The following is a 13,583-nucleotide window of genomic DNA, read 5'->3' as shown; positions in this document are numbered from 1 at the left end:
TACGCCGATGAGTGATGGCCCTCGCGCAGTCGTGATGAAAACGGTTATCGTTCTCTGCGTGAGTGTGTTGCGCTCCCGCTTCCAGTGCGCATCCGCCATTACCGCCTTCGCGCTGACGCTCGCTGTGGCGGGCTGTTCGTCAAGCCAGACCAAACCCGATGCATCCCGGGGCGCGGCCACGACGCCAGCATCCACTGGCAGCATCGCCGTAGCGGCTTGCCCGACCGCCCCGGTTGGTGTGGTGGTCAGCGTCGATCAGTGGGGCGACATCGTCTCAGAGCTTGGTGGCGCCTGCGCACGCGTCAAAACCGTGCTCGCCAGCTCGGCCGTGGACCCGCACGACTACGAGCCGGCACCGGCCGATGCGGCCTGGTTCACGGGTGCCAAGCTTGTAGTGGTCAACGGCGCCAACTACGACACCTGGGCGTCCAACCTGGCCGCCACCTCCGCCGCTGGCGTCCCAATGGTCAGCGCCGCCGAAGTCACCAAGACACCGGATGGCGCGAACCCACACCTGTGGTACATGCCATCGGCGGTAGCCGCGGTCGCCGACGCGGTGACCGCAGCGTTGAGCAAGCTCGAACCGCAGGCCGGCAACTACTTCAGCCAGCGCAGATCACAGTTCACCGCTGCGATGGCCCCCTACACCAGCCTGATCGACAAGATCAAGGCCCAGGCGGCGGGCAAGTCCTATGCGGCCACCGAGGCAATTTTCGAGTACCAGGCGCAGGCATTGGGTCTGGTCAACAAAACCCCGCACGGCTACCAGCAGGCGTCGGCCAACGAATCAGAGCCGTCGCCGGGCGACATCAATGCATTCCGCAGCGCGCTGGCCGGCCGGCAGGTCGACGTCCTCATCTATAACACCCAGACCGAGGGGTCGATCCCCGAGCAGATCCGTTCCGCCGCCGAACAGGCCGGGGTGCCGGTCGTCAACGTCACCGAGACCGTACCGCCTGGGCAGACCTCGTTTGAGAGCTGGCAATGCGCCCAGCTCACCGCATTGGCAAAGGCGCTCGGTGTCGCGCTCTGAGCTGCCCGGCACGCCCACCGCGCTCGCGTTCACCGACGTCAGCGCGGTGCGCGGCGGACGACTCATCTGGTCACACGCCAGCTTCACAGTGCCCGCCGGCGGCATCGTCGCCGTCATCGGACCCAACGGCTCGGGCAAGACCACCCTGCTGCACATGGTCCTCGGACTGATCCCGGCGGCCAGTGGCCGGCTCGAGGTGTTCGGCCGCCATCCCGGCCAGGGCAACGACAGCATCGGCTACGTGCCGCAACACTATTCCGCCAGCGCGGGGGAAGCCATCCGCGCCGCCGATGCGGTACTGCTCGGGCTCACCGGGCGCCGGTGGGCGTTCGGGCGCAGCACCCCAGCCCAACGCCGGCAGGTCAGCCAGGCACTGGCCGCCGTCGAGGCCACCGAGATCGCCGACCGGCGGCTGTCGATGCTTTCTGGCGGGCAACGCCAGCGCATCGCGATCGCCACAGCCCTGGTAGCACAACCGCAGTTGCTAATCCTCGACGAACCGTTGGCGTCGTTGGATCTGCGCAGCCAGCACGACATCGTCGCACTTCTGGCCCGACTGCATGCTGAGCTGGCCGTGACCATCCTGGTGGTCGCCCACGACCTCAACCCGCTGCTGCACATCCTCGACAGCGCGATCTACCTGCTCGACGGGCACGCGCACTACGCACTCATGGACGACCTGGTGGACGATGCGCTGCTTAGCCAGCTGTACGGCACTCCGATCCAGGTCGCGCACACACCGCACGGGGAGCCGTATATGAGGAGCGCGCTGTGACCGACCATCTTGTAGCCCTGGGTTATCAGCCCAATTGGTGGCCGATTCTGGCATCCGGGTTCATGGTCAACGCCCTGATCGGCGGCACTATCGTCGCGCTGGCCGCAGGGTTGATCGGCTACTTCGTCGTGGTGCGCCACACTGCCTTCGCCGCTCATGCGTTGGCTCACATCGGGCTGCCTGGCGCGACCGGCGCCGTCCTGCTGGGCGTGCCCGTAGTCGTCGGGCTCGGCGTGTTCTGTGTTGGCGGGGCACTGGTGATCGGGGGTCTGGGCAAGCGCGCCGCCGATCGCGAAGTGGTCACCGGGACGGTCCTGGCCATGGCCACCGGTCTCGGCTTGTTCTTCAACTCGCTGGCCACCAAGAGCTCCAGCACGATGACCAATGTGTTGTTCGGCAACCTGCTGGCCATCTCCCATGAGCAACTGGTCAGCTTCGCGATCCTCCTCGCGGTGCTGGCGTCCAGCGTCGGCATCATCTACCGGCCCCTGCTGTTCAGCTCGGTCAACGCCCTGGTCGCCGAGGCCAAAGGTGTGCCCGTGCGCGCTCTATCGGTCATATTCATGGCGCTGCTCGGGCTCACCGTCACCATGGCGATACAAGCCGTCGGCACGCTGCTGTTGTTCGCCCTGGTCGTCACTCCTGCTGCGACCGCGATCATGCTCACCCCCAGACCGGTACTGGCTATGGTCATCTCCACGGCGATCAGCCTGAGCGCGGTCTGGCTCGGACTGGGCGCATCGGCCATGTTCAACCTGCCGCCAAGTTTCCCCATCGTCACCATCGCCTGTGTCATCTGGTCAGCCGTGCGGGTCGGCAACCGCCGGCGAGCTGCCGTGCAAACGCGGGAAAAAAATTCGGCCGCCGACAGGAGTGTTTCTGGTCTCTTCACCTGAACCCCGGCGGCGACGTTCCACGGCCAAGCAACGGACCGTCTTGGAGGTCCTGCGGGAGCAGGAGAACTTCCGCAGCGCCCAGCAGCTGTATCTGGATATTCGCCAGCGCCGACCGCTGCAGATCGGCCTGACCAGCGTCTACCGCATCTTGCGCGCGCTGGCGGACGACCGGATAGCCGAGACCCAGCGTGCCGAGGACGGCGAGATCCTCTACCGCCTACGTACCGGGGCGGGTCATCGTCACTATCTGCTGTGCCGGCGGTGCGGCAAGGCGGTGGGATTCACCCCCGCCAACATCTAAGAACACACCCGCCGCCTAACCCGCCAACACCACTACACCGACGTCACTCACTACGTCGATCTGTACGGCGTCTGTCCGCAGTGCCGAACCACCATCCCGCCGGCCACGCTCAACCGGTCGTTACGCGTTCTCCCGCGGTAGGTCGGCGGCCGCCGTAGCGCCGGTGGAATTTCTCTACTTGTCCGGCGCTGTCGACGATGCGGCGCCAACCGGTCCAGAACGGGTGTGAATCAGAGGTGACTTCAACGACGACAAGTGGGTAGCTGCGCACCCCGCTGCGGCGTCTGCCACTCGATGGTGCGCGAGCTGGTCAGGGTCGATCGGGTCAGGAACATCGCACCCGTGGTGGCGTCCTGGAAAGCGACGGGGTGGTAATCGGGGTGGATACCGGGTTTCATCAACTGTCTCGGTCCTGGGTGTAGCGGACAGGCGTGTCCTTGGCGTCTTCTGCCATGGCTACACAGGGGTCTTCGTGCCAGTCGCCGAACGGATCGTCGTAGTGGGTCCAGTCCTGCGGGGAAGCAAGCTCGTCGTCGGTGAGCAGCGGTCTCCGCGGTCGTCAACACACCGTCTTGCAGGGTCACCGTCGTTCGGCGCACCACGTGACCGTCGAATCGGTGCTCAACGACCACCGTCCCGTGGGTGCGCAGCAGTGCCCCCACGACCGGGTCGGAGTCCTTCTGGCCGGCGACCAGGATGACGGGCGTCCGCATCAGTCTCCTTATTGATAATCATTTTCATTAGAGCTCCTCATACGGTACCGTCTCCTGCAGGGCTTGTCGAAAATGATTTTCAATAACGCGTGCAGGTCCGCGGAGGGAATCGTGTCTGCTCATTGCCAAGTGACCGGCCGGGCACCGGGTTTCGGTAACGCGGTGTCGCACTCGCATCGCCGGACTCGTCGGCGCTGGTCACCCAACGTCCAACTCAAGACGTACTACCTGCCGTCAGAGGACCGTCGGATTCGCCTGCGGGTCAGCGCAAAGGGCATCAGGGTCATCGACCGCGACGGCATCGAAGCCGTCGTCGCGCGGCTGCGCCGCGAAGGGCAGCGGATCTAGTGGCGCGCAACGAGATCCGCCTCATCGTCAAACTGCGCTCCACGGCGGGCACCGGCTACTGCTACGTCACCCGCAAGAACCGGCGCAACGACCCGGACCGCCTGGTGCTGCGCAAGTACGACCCGGTGATTCGCCGCCACATCGACTTTCGAGAGGAGCGCTGAGCATAGCGAAGAAATCCAAGATCGTCAGGAACGAGCAGCGTCGCGTGATCGTGGCGCGTTACGCCCAACGCCGCGCTGCACTCAAAGAGATCATCCGTTCACCGGCGAGTTCGGGTGAACAACGGGTGGCCGCGCAACGCGAGTTGGCACGCCAGCCCCGTGACGCCGGCGCGGTGCGCTTGCGCAACCGCGACTCCGTTGACGGGCGACCGCGCGGGCATCTGCGCAAATTCGGACTGTCGAGGGTGCGGGTCCGCCAATTGGCGCATAACGGGCAACTTCCCGGCGTGCGTAAGGCGAGCTGGTGATGGCTTGGTGATGGCTTGGTGATGGCTAAGAAACCTCAGCGGGCTCGTCGTGCCGCCCAACCTCTCGTCAGGCCCAAGAAGAACCTTCTCACCAGCCTGCGGGTCAGCGTGGTCGACTACAAGGACACCGCCGCGCTGCGCGTGTTCATTTCTGAACGCGGCAAAATCCGCTCACGTCACGTCACCGGTCTAACCGTCCAACAACAACGAGAGGTCGCCACCGCGATCAAGAACGCGCGCGAAATGGCGCTGCTGCCCTACCCCGGACCGACCACCGGCCAGGGCACGGCACGGTGACTTCCCCGCGCCGCGCTACCGACCGCCCATTCACCGTCATCGTCTGCACCACGTGTGCGGCCGACCAGAAGCTGTCGATGATCGACGAACTAAGTCCCAGCATCCAGCGCTGTCCACACGCCATGCTCGTCGCCGCCCCGTGCATGCTCGGACCACTAGCGTGCGCATCTCGCCCGACGGGATGCGGCGTCATGGCTGTGGTGCAGCCGTGCACGAAAGATCGGGTACCCTGCGGGCCGACACACTGGATCGGCCCCGTCACCGACAACGATGGCGCGGCCGCCCTGCGGGACTGGCTAGAGCTCGGTCAATGGGAAAACACACCGGTGCCAACAGAACTCGGCAGGCATCAGCTCTGGAGTCGCCACTGCAGTCGAAGTAATTGACGATCCTCAACGCGGGTAGTCGTAGGGGTTGGGCGGGGCATCGATGCGGGTCACCGCGGTGGCCTGCAATGTCGGGATCGCCGCCGAGTGCGGCTGCCGGGGTGCGGCCGGGACCTCACCGACCTCGCCCTCAACCCGAAGCCACGTGTTGTCAGCCAGCCCGGCGGCCTGCGCGGCGGCCGGACCCCTCAGATGGATGCGGGCCAGCTGGGCGTCGGCGGCGCAACAGATGATGACGATGCGGCCGAGGTCCACCCCCTGGGCCTCGTTGAGGACAAAGCCGGTCACGGTGATCGTTCGATTCTTCAGCGAGCCAGTGCTGTCTTGAGCCTCCCGCATCAGTATCTCGGGCAGCGACAACTCAGGGGCGCGACCCGGCGGCAGCGGCGGAAATGCCCGATTCAGAACGTCATTGGACACCGCGGTGACAGACGGGGCGGCGGCCGAGGGCCGCAGCGCCGGGGGCGTGACGAAGATCAAGAGCAGGATCGGAACGAGCAGAAACCACACCATGCCGGCCCGGTGGGAGTGTCCCTCGCCGTGATCGCTGTGCTGATCACTAGTCCGGGGTCCGCCGCGGCGGATATCGCCGATGATCGCCGCCAGCGCCAACACGATCAGCAGCACTGCCGACGCCGCCAGCCACGGAAGCAACCCGGGCTTGACGTAGCGGGTGAACGCACCCGTCACAGTGATCATGGCGATGCTGATGCCCACCAGCAGCAGGACGGTGTTCTCGGTTTCGCGGCTCACTTATCGACCACCGAGAACCAAAAGCCCGACGGCGCACGCGCTCGCCACCGCAACCAGCAAGGTGGCGGGGGCGAAGCGCGCTGCGAAAGCCCGACCGAACATGCCCGCCTGCATCGCGAACAGTTTCACATCGACGGCCGGGCCGACAACCAGAAACACGAGGCGGGGCAGCAGCGGCACCATCGTCATGCTGGCCGCCACAAACGCGTCTGCCTCCGAACACAACGCCAACACCACCGCAAGGGCGGCCATCACCGCCACACCCAAAATTAGGTGGGCCGCCAGGTGGTCGAAAACCCACCGCGGCACCACCACGTGCAGTGCCGCCGCCGCGGCGGCACCCAAGACCAGATAGGACGCGGCCTGCAGGAAGTCGTGCCGGGCCGCCTCGGCGAACAGCACCCATCGGGACTCGGTGTCTTCCGAGCCAGGTGGGCCCGAGCGGGGCAGCCGCCGGGTGACCCACTCCGGGCGGCCCCATCGCACCCACACCCAGCCCATGGTTACCGAGGTCAGCAGCGATGCCCCCAGCCGGGCAACGACCATCATCGGCGCACCGGGGAACGCCACCGCCGTGGCGACCAGCACCACCGGGTTGATCGCCGGAGCGGCCAGCATGAACGTCAACGCCGCCGCGCCCGTGGCCCCTCGTTCGCCGAACAATCGCCGCCCCACCGGAACCGACCCGCATTCACAGCCCGGCAACACCGCCCCACCGATCCCCGCCGCCAGCACCGCTACCGCGGGACGACGCGGCAGCCAGCGCGCCAACCGCTCGGGTGACACGAACACCGCGATCAGCCCGCTGACCACTACCCCGAGCGCCAGGAACGGAATCGCCTGAACGAAGACCCCACAGAACACAGTGCCCGCCGTCGAGAACACCGCACTGCCGGAGACCACCTTGCGCAGCATCGTCGCCGATATGGCGCACGCCAGCAGGATGCCCACCAGCAGTTCCATCGACCCGACCCGGATCCGGCGCACGAAACTCAGCGCTGTCACCAAGCCATTGTGTCAGCGCGCGGGCGCCGCACCCTAACTTGCGGGCGGTGTGGATTGCGGCGGCCGGCCAGCGGGATCCCAGGAGCCCGGCAGCATCGGCATCCGCGGGCCGCCGCCGAATTCGTCACCGGCCAGTGTGGTCAGGCCGGCCGCCTCGGCGACCGTTTCCTTGGCTGCCGTGCCGGCGAACCCCAGACTTCCGGCGCCCCGATCCGAGGCCACCGTCGACGCGAGTGGCCCATCACCAGGCGGCCCGTCCCAGTCGGGGTCGACCTCGACATTCATATCCATGAATTCGTCGCCGTACCCACGCTGCTTCGCGCGCCGGCGCCGCCGCGCCCGTGCCGCATCCCGCGCCCCCGCCGCGGTCGCCGCGGCGGCGGCATTCGGCTCCGGCGCCTTCTTCTTCGAGCGCGCGCTGGCGCTGGTGCTCATCCCCGCGCCGGATCCGATGCCGGGAGGAGCGATGACGTAGGGGGGCGCAAAAGCGGGTCCGCCCGCGACCATAGGCGGCGGTGTCGGTGCCGGACCCGCAGGGGCGGGAGGGCTAGGAGGCGTGGGCGCAGGCGCCGGTGGCGCGCCGGCGGTCATCGCCGGCGCGGTGAAAGCCGGGGCCGTGACGACCGGCAATAGTGGGGGCGCAGCCGCGAGGGGTGCCAGCGCCGGCGCGGCGGCCGCCGGAGGCACGGCGGCCAGGCTGGCCAGCGCCCCCAAGCCGCCTGTGGCCGCAATGGGCGAGATGGCGGGGAGCGCCGCGAGAGCCGCCACCGGGTTCTCGACCACATACTCAGCGACTTCTAATATGTGGGTCGGGAAATCGAACAGCTGCCAGCTGATGAACCACTGAATGGCCTCAACCGGATTTGACCTGAAGTCCACGCCGAAGTTTTGAGAATCCTCAATGAGTTCGAGGGTTCGAGCGAGCCAAAACGACGACTGACCGGGGTTCGCATAATCGTCGTATTCCAATCCGTTGATCGTGCCGTGTGCCGGATCCCAGTTGATGCCGAAGCGCTGCAGCTGACTCGCAAGGAAGTTATCGATCGCATTGTCGACCGTCGGGTCGTGTGCGACCTGGCTATTCGATATGCCGAACTTCTGCAGGAGGTTTATGAACCCCTGCGGGAGCCCATACGGGTTGTCGCCGTTGATGTGTTCTTGCATGATCTGAATGATCTGCTGCCGGAGCCCCAACGGGTTTTGCAGGAACTGCTCGATGTTCTGCAGGATCCCCTGCAACGGGTTGGAGCTCGAGGCGGGCTCGGCCGACGCATTGGATTTCAGGATTTGCGGCGCCGGGGTGGTCTGCGGTGTCGATGCCATCGCCGTGCTGGACACCGCTTGATAGATGCCCATGGTCGCGGCGGCCTGAATCCACATCCGCACATAGTCGGCCTCGTTGAGCGCGATCGGGATGGTGTTGATCCCAAAGAAATTGGTCGCCAACAAGACCCCGTGGACGACATGGTTGGCGGCCAATTCCGGCAGCGTCGGCATGGCCGCCAACGCGGCGGTGTAGGCCGCGGCCATCGTCTCATGACTGGCCGCCATTCCCGTGCTGTTGGCGCTGGCCTGCGTCAGCCAGGCCAGATAGGGGGCATGCGCGGCCACGTACGACTCGACGCTCGGCCCCTGCCACGCCCCGGCCTGCACGGCGGCCAGCAACGCGGCGAGTTCGTCTGCCAGCTCGGCGTATTCGGTGCTGAGCAAGCCCCACGCCCCGGCCGCCGCCAGCAGAGAACCCGGCCCCGGACCGCTGCTGAGCAGCGCCGAGTGCACCTCCGGCGGCGATGCCATCCAGATCGGCGCGGTCATAAGAACTCCTCGGGCTGGGAGGACGAACCCGAGTGAGCTTAATGAATATGATTGTCGTTATCAACCGGACACGCGATCCGCCCACCCCGCGCATTAGACCAAGGGGCACCCCGTCCTGATGCGGCGGTCCAGATCCCAGAGCATTGCGTTGAACGGAAACTGCCGGACAAATCGCGGCAGGATACGGTTCACCGTGCGCAGCACAGCCATCAGCCGGTCGAAGCGCCGTTGCCTGACGGCATCCCACGGCAACCGCATCTCGTCGCGAAACCGTTGCGGCAGAAAGCCGGTGGTGATCAGTAAGGCGATGCTTTCCGGCAGCCGCCGTAGCCAGCGTGGCAGCGCCAGCCCGCGCATACGCGACACGGCAATCGGATACAGATAGTCGCGGACGGCGTCGTCGATGTGGATCTTGGCCAGCGACTCCTGCCAGTAGCGGTCGAACGCCGCCCGGTCGGCCGGCCACATCTCCGGCGGCACCTGCAATGTGGTGGCCAGCGTCTTGGCCTCGCGATAGTGGCGCTCGGCGTCCTGGTCGTTCAGTTCGCCGACGAAGATGCGGTGGACGTCGATCCCACCCTTGTACAGACATGCCGCCACCCACAGCTGCAGGTCCGGGTCGAACGCGTTGTACTGCACCGGACTCTCGGGTGTGGAGTACACCTGAGCGTGCGCCCGGTTCACCGCGCGACGGAACACCTCCTTCTGGGCGTCGCTGCCGGCGACGGCCACCGCGAGATAGGTGAAGGTGGTGCGGGCCCGCTTGATCGGATGCAGGTCCACCCGGCCACTCTCGACGCGGCTTTCCAGCACGCCGTAGCCGACGGCGGGTCGCGCCAACTGCATGATCACGTTGGCCGGGCCGGCCAGCAGCGTTATGCCCATCAAACCGTCCGCGAAGGTGGAACCCTGGCGCTCGGGCAACCCCGAGGGACGGGGAGAGTCGGCGACCGCGCGCTCGACGTGCCCGATGGGCTCGCGCACCGTCTTGGAATCTGTCACCTACCGCACCCGTCCGCTAATTGTGAGAACACCTGTTTCCTGATGTTGTCTGCGTCTGGCGCCGGTGTCAAGATGGATATCATGGCGGAGACCCCGAGCACTCGGCCGTACCGCGGCGTCGAGGCCGGCGAGCGACTGGCCACGCGCCGTCGCCTGCTTTTGGCCGCCGGCCTGGACCTGTTGGGATCCGGCCGGCAGGACATCTCCGGGTTGACCGTCCGTGAGGTTTGCCGACGGGCCGGCCTGGCTTCCCGCTATTTCTACGAAAGCTTTGCCGACAAGGACGAGTTCATCAGCGGCGTATTCGATTGGGTCGTTGCGGAAGTGGCCGCCACCACCCAGGCCGCGGTGGCCGCGGTGCCGGCGCACGAGCAGTCCCGTGCGGGGATGGCCAACATCGTGCGGACCATCGCCGACGATGCGCGCATCGGGCGCCTGCTGTTCAGCACGCAACTGGCCAATTCGGTGATCGCGCGCAAGCGCGCCGAATCAGCAGCGCTGTTCGCAATGCTGTCCGGCCAATATGCCGGCGATGCGCTGCGCATGCCGGCAAACGACCGCATCAAAGCGGGTGCGCACTTCGCGGTCGGCGGCGTCACGCAAACCTTGAGCGCCTGGCTCGGCGGCGACGTCCGGCTCGAGCCCGACCAACTCGTCGATCAGCTGGCCTCGCTGCTCGACCAACTCACCGACCCAGCCATATACAGACTCACGGAAACAACGGCAGATGCCAAAGCCGCATCCCGGGATCCATCCGCCACAAGCGCATCATCGTGAGTCGCAAAATCCGCTGCGCGCCGGTGATCATGAAGATCGCCAACGGCACCTCGATCAGCAGCGCCGTAACCAGAGACAACCACAGGTCCGTGGGTCCGGCGGTCGTCAGGTCGAACCACGCGTCGCAGATCAGTAACACCCCTGAAGTGAACGCCGACAGCATCAGCAGCTGGCGGCGCAGGTAGCCCAGCACGGCGGTCGCCAGCATGAAAGCGACCAACAGAAGGTCGAAGCCTACCCAGGTGATGGGCCAGTTATGGGCGACATAATTTTCCGGCAACGTCACGGAGAGATACGCCAGCCAGGGAATCATCGCGATCGAGCCACCGATCATCAGACCCAGCCGGATTCGCCGAATCCGACCGAGGTACTCCGTGTCGATCAGCTCGCTCAGGGGTTGCTCCAGGCGGGTGATCAGCTCGCGCCGCTGCTCGGGCGTGAGGGCGGCGATCTGCTCGTCGGTCAAAATGCCGTCGGTCGTCATGGGAATCCCCCGGCTCGGGCACGGTTTTGCCGATTAGCGTACGGCCTGCACAGCGGGTCGCCGATCGGCCGCCGTCTTCGGGGTGGCCTGGTTGTCACTTGTGGTGAATTCCCTTACCCAGCAAGCGAACTCCAATGTGATGCCGTCGGGGTCCTGGAAGTAGAACGAGCGCACATAAACCCCGGGATGCACGGTCGCGGACACCTGCCTTTCGCTCTCGTCGTGGTTGAGGACCGGGCCGACCCGCACGCCCTTGTCCTTGAGCCGCCGCCGGTACTCGTCGAACTTCTCGGCCGGCACGTGAAACGCAAGATGGTTCATGGTGCTCACCGCGCTGGTGATGTCACCGATGCCCGGGATGGCACCCGGCGACGAGATACCCGGCACCCGATCAGGCGCGTCGGCGAACCAGAAGAACGCGACACAGTCGCCGTTGCCGGCGTCGAAGAAGAAGTGCTGCCCCTGACCGCGCGGCAAATCGAGCGATTTGATTAGTGGCATTCCGAGGATGTTGCTGTAAAAGTCCACCGTGCGCGCCATGTCCGAACACACCAGGGCGACATGGTTGATCCCGCCGAGCTCGAACTCGCTGTTGGTGTTGTGTGGCTTGATCATCGTGCGACTCCCATCGGTATCCGGGGGCACAGCCCTGATCAAGAATAAATCTGAATCGAACATCAGATTCACATAGTCATCTAACATCAGATTCACATATTCGACAGGGTGCGACAGGGGAGGTGCGCCAGTTGTCGACCGCTTCGGAGCCGGCGCGCCATCCTCCAGAGATTCGGGCCTTCCCCACGCGCCGCGGCCGCCGGACACAGGCCGCGATTGACACCGCCGCCCGAACGGTCATCGCGCGCAAGGGCATTCTGGCGACGACCATCGCCGACATCGCCGGCGAAGCGGGCCGCTCGGCGGCATCGTTTTACAACTACTACGACTCCAAAGAGGCGATGGTCCGTCAGTGGGCGGTGCGCTTCCGCGACGAGGCCAACCAGCGGGCGCTCTCGGTGACCCGCCACGGACTGTCCCCCCGCGAGCGCTCTCACGAGGCCACTTCCGCCCACTGGCACACCTCCCGCAACCGGCTCGCGGAGGTGATCAGCGCGTCGCAGTTGGCCATGATCAACGACGACTTCGCGCAGTTCTGGGCCGAGATATGCGCGGTACCGATCTCCTTCATCGCCGAGTCGGTCCGGCGTGCACAGGCCGAGGGCTACTGCCCCGGCGATGACCCGCAGCTGATCGCCGAGGCAATTGTGGCGATGTTCAACCAGTTCTGCTATCTCCAGCTCAGCCGGGCCGGCAAGCCCGACGACCAGGCCTGCATCCAGACCCTCGCCAACATCTACTACCGCGCGATCTACGGCAAGGAGGCGTGAATGACTCGCAATGGCGGCACGCCGGGGGTTATCCACGAGTTCGTCGGGCTGCCGTCGCGCACCGCTGCGCGCGCCGGGGCCGGCGGTCATCCTTGCCAGGGCCTGTACCACCGCGGTGTAGGGCGCAAGCCGAAAGTGGCGATGATTGCCACGCACTATCAGATCGACTTCTCCGAGCATTATCTCGCCGACTACATGGCCACCCGCGGCATCGGATTTCTGGGCTGGAACACTCGCTATCGCGGCTTCGAAAGCAGCTTTGCGCTCGACCACGCACTGGTCGACATAGGCGTCGGGGTGCGCTGGCTGCGGGAAGTTCAGGGCGTGGAAGCCGTTGTCTTGCTGGGCAATTCGGGCGGCGGTTCGTTGATGGCGGCCTACCAGTCACAGGCGGTCGACCCGAACGTGACTCCGCTGGACGGCATGCGGCCGGCGGCCGGATTGACGGAGTTGCTTCCCGCCGACGGTTACGTTGCCACCGCCGCCCATCCCGGGCGCCCGGACGTGCTGACCGCCTGGATGGACGCCGCCGTCGTCGACGAAAACGACCCGGTGGCCACCGATCTCGACCTCGACTTGTTCAGCCAGCGCAACGGTCCGCCGTACTCGCCGGAGTTTCTCAGCCGCTACCGCTCGGCGCAGGCCACGCGCAACCACGCCATCACCGATTGGGCCGAGGATGAGCTCAAACGTGTTCGCGCCGCGGGGTTTTCCGATCGGCCGTTCACCGTGATGCGGACCTGGGCCGACCCGCGCATGGTCGATCCCAGCATCGAGCCCACCAGCCGTCAGCCCAACCTCTGCTACATGGGCGTGCCGGCCAAGGCGAACCGATCCGCCAACGGCATCGCCGCGGCCTGCACGCTGCGCAATTGGCTGGGCATGTGGAGCCTGCGGGTGGCGCAAACCCGGGCGGAGCCACACCTGGCCCGCATCACCTGCCCGGCCCTGGTGATCAACGCCCTGGCCGACACCGGGGTTTTTCCCTCTGATGCCCAACGCGTCTACGACGCGCTCGCCGGCACCGACAAGACGCAGGCTTCGATCGACACCGACCACTACTTCACCACCCCGGGGGCGCGCAGCGAGCAGGCCGACACCATCGCCAAGTGGATTCACAAACGGTGGCGCTGAGAATCTC

16 protein-coding genes and 4 pseudogenes are annotated in these 13,583 nt (G+C 66.1%); 11 read left to right on the top strand and 9 right to left on the bottom strand.

From position 1 onward, the window contains the following. The first annotated feature begins 241 nt into the window (after positions 1–241). From ACLP9N_RS06450 to ACLP9N_RS06435, 4 genes and pseudogenes are all read left to right on the top strand, one after another. Positions 242–1,033: a metal ABC transporter solute-binding protein, Zn/Mn family gene (locus tag ACLP9N_RS06450; protein ID WP_442406645.1), complete on the top strand. Its 792-nt coding sequence runs from the start codon at positions 242–244 to the stop codon at positions 1,031–1,033. After that, a complete protein-coding gene (locus ACLP9N_RS06445; RefSeq protein ID WP_442406600.1) occupies positions 1,020–1,808 on the top strand; it encodes a metal ABC transporter ATP-binding protein in 789 nt (262 codons plus the stop codon). Before ACLP9N_RS06450 ends, ACLP9N_RS06445 begins: the two co-directional genes overlap by 14 nt. Before the next feature lie 62 nt (positions 1,809–1,870). After that, positions 1,871–2,704, top strand: coding sequence for a metal ABC transporter permease (locus tag ACLP9N_RS06440; RefSeq protein WP_442406644.1), 834 nt, complete (start codon positions 1,871–1,873; stop codon positions 2,702–2,704). Positions 2,705–2,744: 40 nt separating this feature from the next. After that, positions 2,745–3,146, top strand: a pseudogene (locus tag ACLP9N_RS06435) (Fur family transcriptional regulator). On the opposite strand, the pseudogene ACLP9N_RS06430 reads toward ACLP9N_RS06435, so the two are convergent. The 3 pseudogenes from ACLP9N_RS06430 to ACLP9N_RS06420 all read right to left on the bottom strand — a co-directional run. After that, positions 3,115–3,403 (bottom strand): annotated as a pseudogene (locus tag ACLP9N_RS06430) (type B 50S ribosomal protein L31). The pseudogenes ACLP9N_RS06435 and ACLP9N_RS06430 overlap by 32 nt on opposite strands. Beyond that, positions 3,403–3,558: pseudogene (locus tag ACLP9N_RS06425) on the bottom strand (ribosome hibernation factor-recruiting GTPase MRF); the annotation flags it as partial. The pseudogenes ACLP9N_RS06425 and ACLP9N_RS06430, both read right to left, overlap by 1 nt. After that, positions 3,547–3,718, bottom strand: a pseudogene (locus tag ACLP9N_RS06420) (ribosome hibernation factor-recruiting GTPase MRF); the annotation flags it as partial. The pseudogenes ACLP9N_RS06420 and ACLP9N_RS06425, both read right to left, overlap by 12 nt. A gap of 111 nt (positions 3,719–3,829) precedes the next feature. On the opposite strand from ACLP9N_RS06420, the gene rpmB reads away from it, so the two are divergent. From rpmB to rpsR, 4 genes are read left to right on the top strand one after another with little or no spacing between them, the layout of a single operon-like run. Beyond that, positions 3,830–4,066: a 50S ribosomal protein L28 gene (rpmB, locus tag ACLP9N_RS06415; protein ID WP_442406599.1), complete on the top strand. Its 237-nt coding sequence runs from the start codon at positions 3,830–3,832 to the stop codon at positions 4,064–4,066. Beyond that, the gene (rpmG, locus tag ACLP9N_RS06410; protein WP_442406598.1) at positions 4,066–4,230 is read left to right on the top strand and encodes a 50S ribosomal protein L33; all 165 of its coding nucleotides are present in this window, start codon (positions 4,066–4,068) and stop codon (positions 4,228–4,230) included. The genes rpmB and rpmG overlap by 1 nt, the downstream gene beginning before the upstream one ends. Positions 4,231–4,232: 2 nt before the next feature. Next, on the top strand, positions 4,233–4,538 hold the full coding sequence (rpsN, locus tag ACLP9N_RS06405) for a 30S ribosomal protein S14 (RefSeq protein ID WP_442406643.1): 306 nt from the start codon (positions 4,233–4,235) through the stop codon (positions 4,536–4,538). Positions 4,539–4,559: 21 nt separating this feature from the next. After that, positions 4,560–4,835, top strand: coding sequence for a 30S ribosomal protein S18 (gene rpsR / locus ACLP9N_RS06400; protein ID WP_442406597.1), 276 nt, complete (start codon positions 4,560–4,562; stop codon positions 4,833–4,835). 392 nt (positions 4,836–5,227) lie between these two features. On the opposite strand, the gene ACLP9N_RS06395 is transcribed toward rpsR, so the two are convergent. From ACLP9N_RS06395 to ACLP9N_RS06380, 4 genes are all read right to left on the bottom strand, one after another. After that, complete coding sequence (locus ACLP9N_RS06395) at positions 5,228–5,974, bottom strand: TIGR03943 family putative permease subunit (protein ID WP_442406596.1); 747 nt, start codon at positions 5,972–5,974, stop codon at positions 5,228–5,230. Then, positions 5,975–6,937, bottom strand: coding sequence for a permease (locus ACLP9N_RS06390; protein ID WP_442406642.1), 963 nt, complete (start codon positions 6,935–6,937; stop codon positions 5,975–5,977). It lies immediately after the preceding gene. A 75-nt stretch (positions 6,938–7,012) separates the two neighbouring features. Beyond that, entirely contained in the window at positions 7,013–8,794 is a 1,782-nt protein-coding gene (locus ACLP9N_RS06385) for a PPE family protein (RefSeq protein WP_442406595.1), read from the bottom strand. Positions 8,795–8,887: 93 nt separating this feature from the next. Beyond that, positions 8,888–9,796, bottom strand: a complete 909-nt coding sequence (locus ACLP9N_RS06380) for an oxygenase MpaB family protein (RefSeq protein WP_442406594.1) — start codon at positions 9,794–9,796, stop codon at positions 8,888–8,890. Positions 9,797–9,877: 81 nt separating this feature from the next. Between ACLP9N_RS06380 and ACLP9N_RS06375 the strand changes: the two genes are divergently transcribed. Then, the gene (locus tag ACLP9N_RS06375; protein WP_442406593.1) at positions 9,878–10,573 is read left to right on the top strand and encodes a TetR/AcrR family transcriptional regulator; all 696 of its coding nucleotides are present in this window, start codon (positions 9,878–9,880) and stop codon (positions 10,571–10,573) included. Here ACLP9N_RS06375 and ACLP9N_RS06370 read toward each other — a convergent pair. Next, complete coding sequence (locus tag ACLP9N_RS06370) at positions 10,506–11,057, bottom strand: hypothetical protein (protein ID WP_442406592.1); 552 nt, start codon at positions 11,055–11,057, stop codon at positions 10,506–10,508. The genes ACLP9N_RS06375 and ACLP9N_RS06370 overlap by 68 nt on opposite strands. 33 nt (positions 11,058–11,090) lie before the next feature. Beyond that, positions 11,091–11,672: a VOC family protein gene (locus ACLP9N_RS06365; protein WP_442406591.1), complete on the bottom strand. Its 582-nt coding sequence runs from the start codon at positions 11,670–11,672 to the stop codon at positions 11,091–11,093. A gap of 170 nt (positions 11,673–11,842) precedes the next feature. Here ACLP9N_RS06365 and ACLP9N_RS06360 point away from each other — a divergent pair, with 170 nt between their 5' ends. Both ACLP9N_RS06360 and ACLP9N_RS06355 read left to right on the top strand, forming a co-directional pair. Continuing rightward, entirely contained in the window at positions 11,843–12,442 is a 600-nt protein-coding gene (locus tag ACLP9N_RS06360; RefSeq protein WP_442406641.1) for a TetR/AcrR family transcriptional regulator, read from the top strand. Next, positions 12,443–13,576: an alpha/beta hydrolase gene (locus ACLP9N_RS06355; protein ID WP_442406590.1), complete on the top strand. Its 1,134-nt coding sequence runs from the start codon at positions 12,443–12,445 to the stop codon at positions 13,574–13,576. Positions 13,577–13,583: the final 7 nt, after the last annotated feature.

This window comes from Mycobacterium sp., assembly GCF_052144515.1.
Lineage (GTDB): Bacteria > Actinomycetota > Actinomycetes > Mycobacteriales > Mycobacteriaceae > Mycobacterium.
Note: the sequence above shows the minus strand (reverse complement) of the source record. Positions and strands in the feature narration are given on the sequence as shown.

Coding starts and splice junctions, on each gene's coding strand:
- ACLP9N_RS06390 (WP_442406642.1), bottom strand. CDS start 6,937: ATGGAACTGCTGGTGGGCATCCTGCTGGCGTGCGCCATATCGGCGACG.
- rpsR (WP_442406597.1), top strand. CDS start 4,560: ATGGCTAAGAAACCTCAGCGGGCTCGTCGTGCCGCCCAACCTCTCGTC.
- ACLP9N_RS06440 (WP_442406644.1), top strand. CDS start 1,871: ATGGTCAACGCCCTGATCGGCGGCACTATCGTCGCGCTGGCCGCAGGG.
- ACLP9N_RS06375 (WP_442406593.1), top strand. CDS start 9,878: ATGGCGGAGACCCCGAGCACTCGGCCGTACCGCGGCGTCGAGGCCGGC.
- ACLP9N_RS06355 (WP_442406590.1), top strand. CDS start 12,443: ATGACTCGCAATGGCGGCACGCCGGGGGTTATCCACGAGTTCGTCGGG.
- ACLP9N_RS06365 (WP_442406591.1), bottom strand. CDS start 11,672: ATGATCAAGCCACACAACACCAACAGCGAGTTCGAGCTCGGCGGGATC.
- ACLP9N_RS06370 (WP_442406592.1), bottom strand. CDS start 11,057: ATGACGACCGACGGCATTTTGACCGACGAGCAGATCGCCGCCCTCACG.
- ACLP9N_RS06385 (WP_442406595.1), bottom strand. CDS start 8,794: ATGACCGCGCCGATCTGGATGGCATCGCCGCCGGAGGTGCACTCGGCG.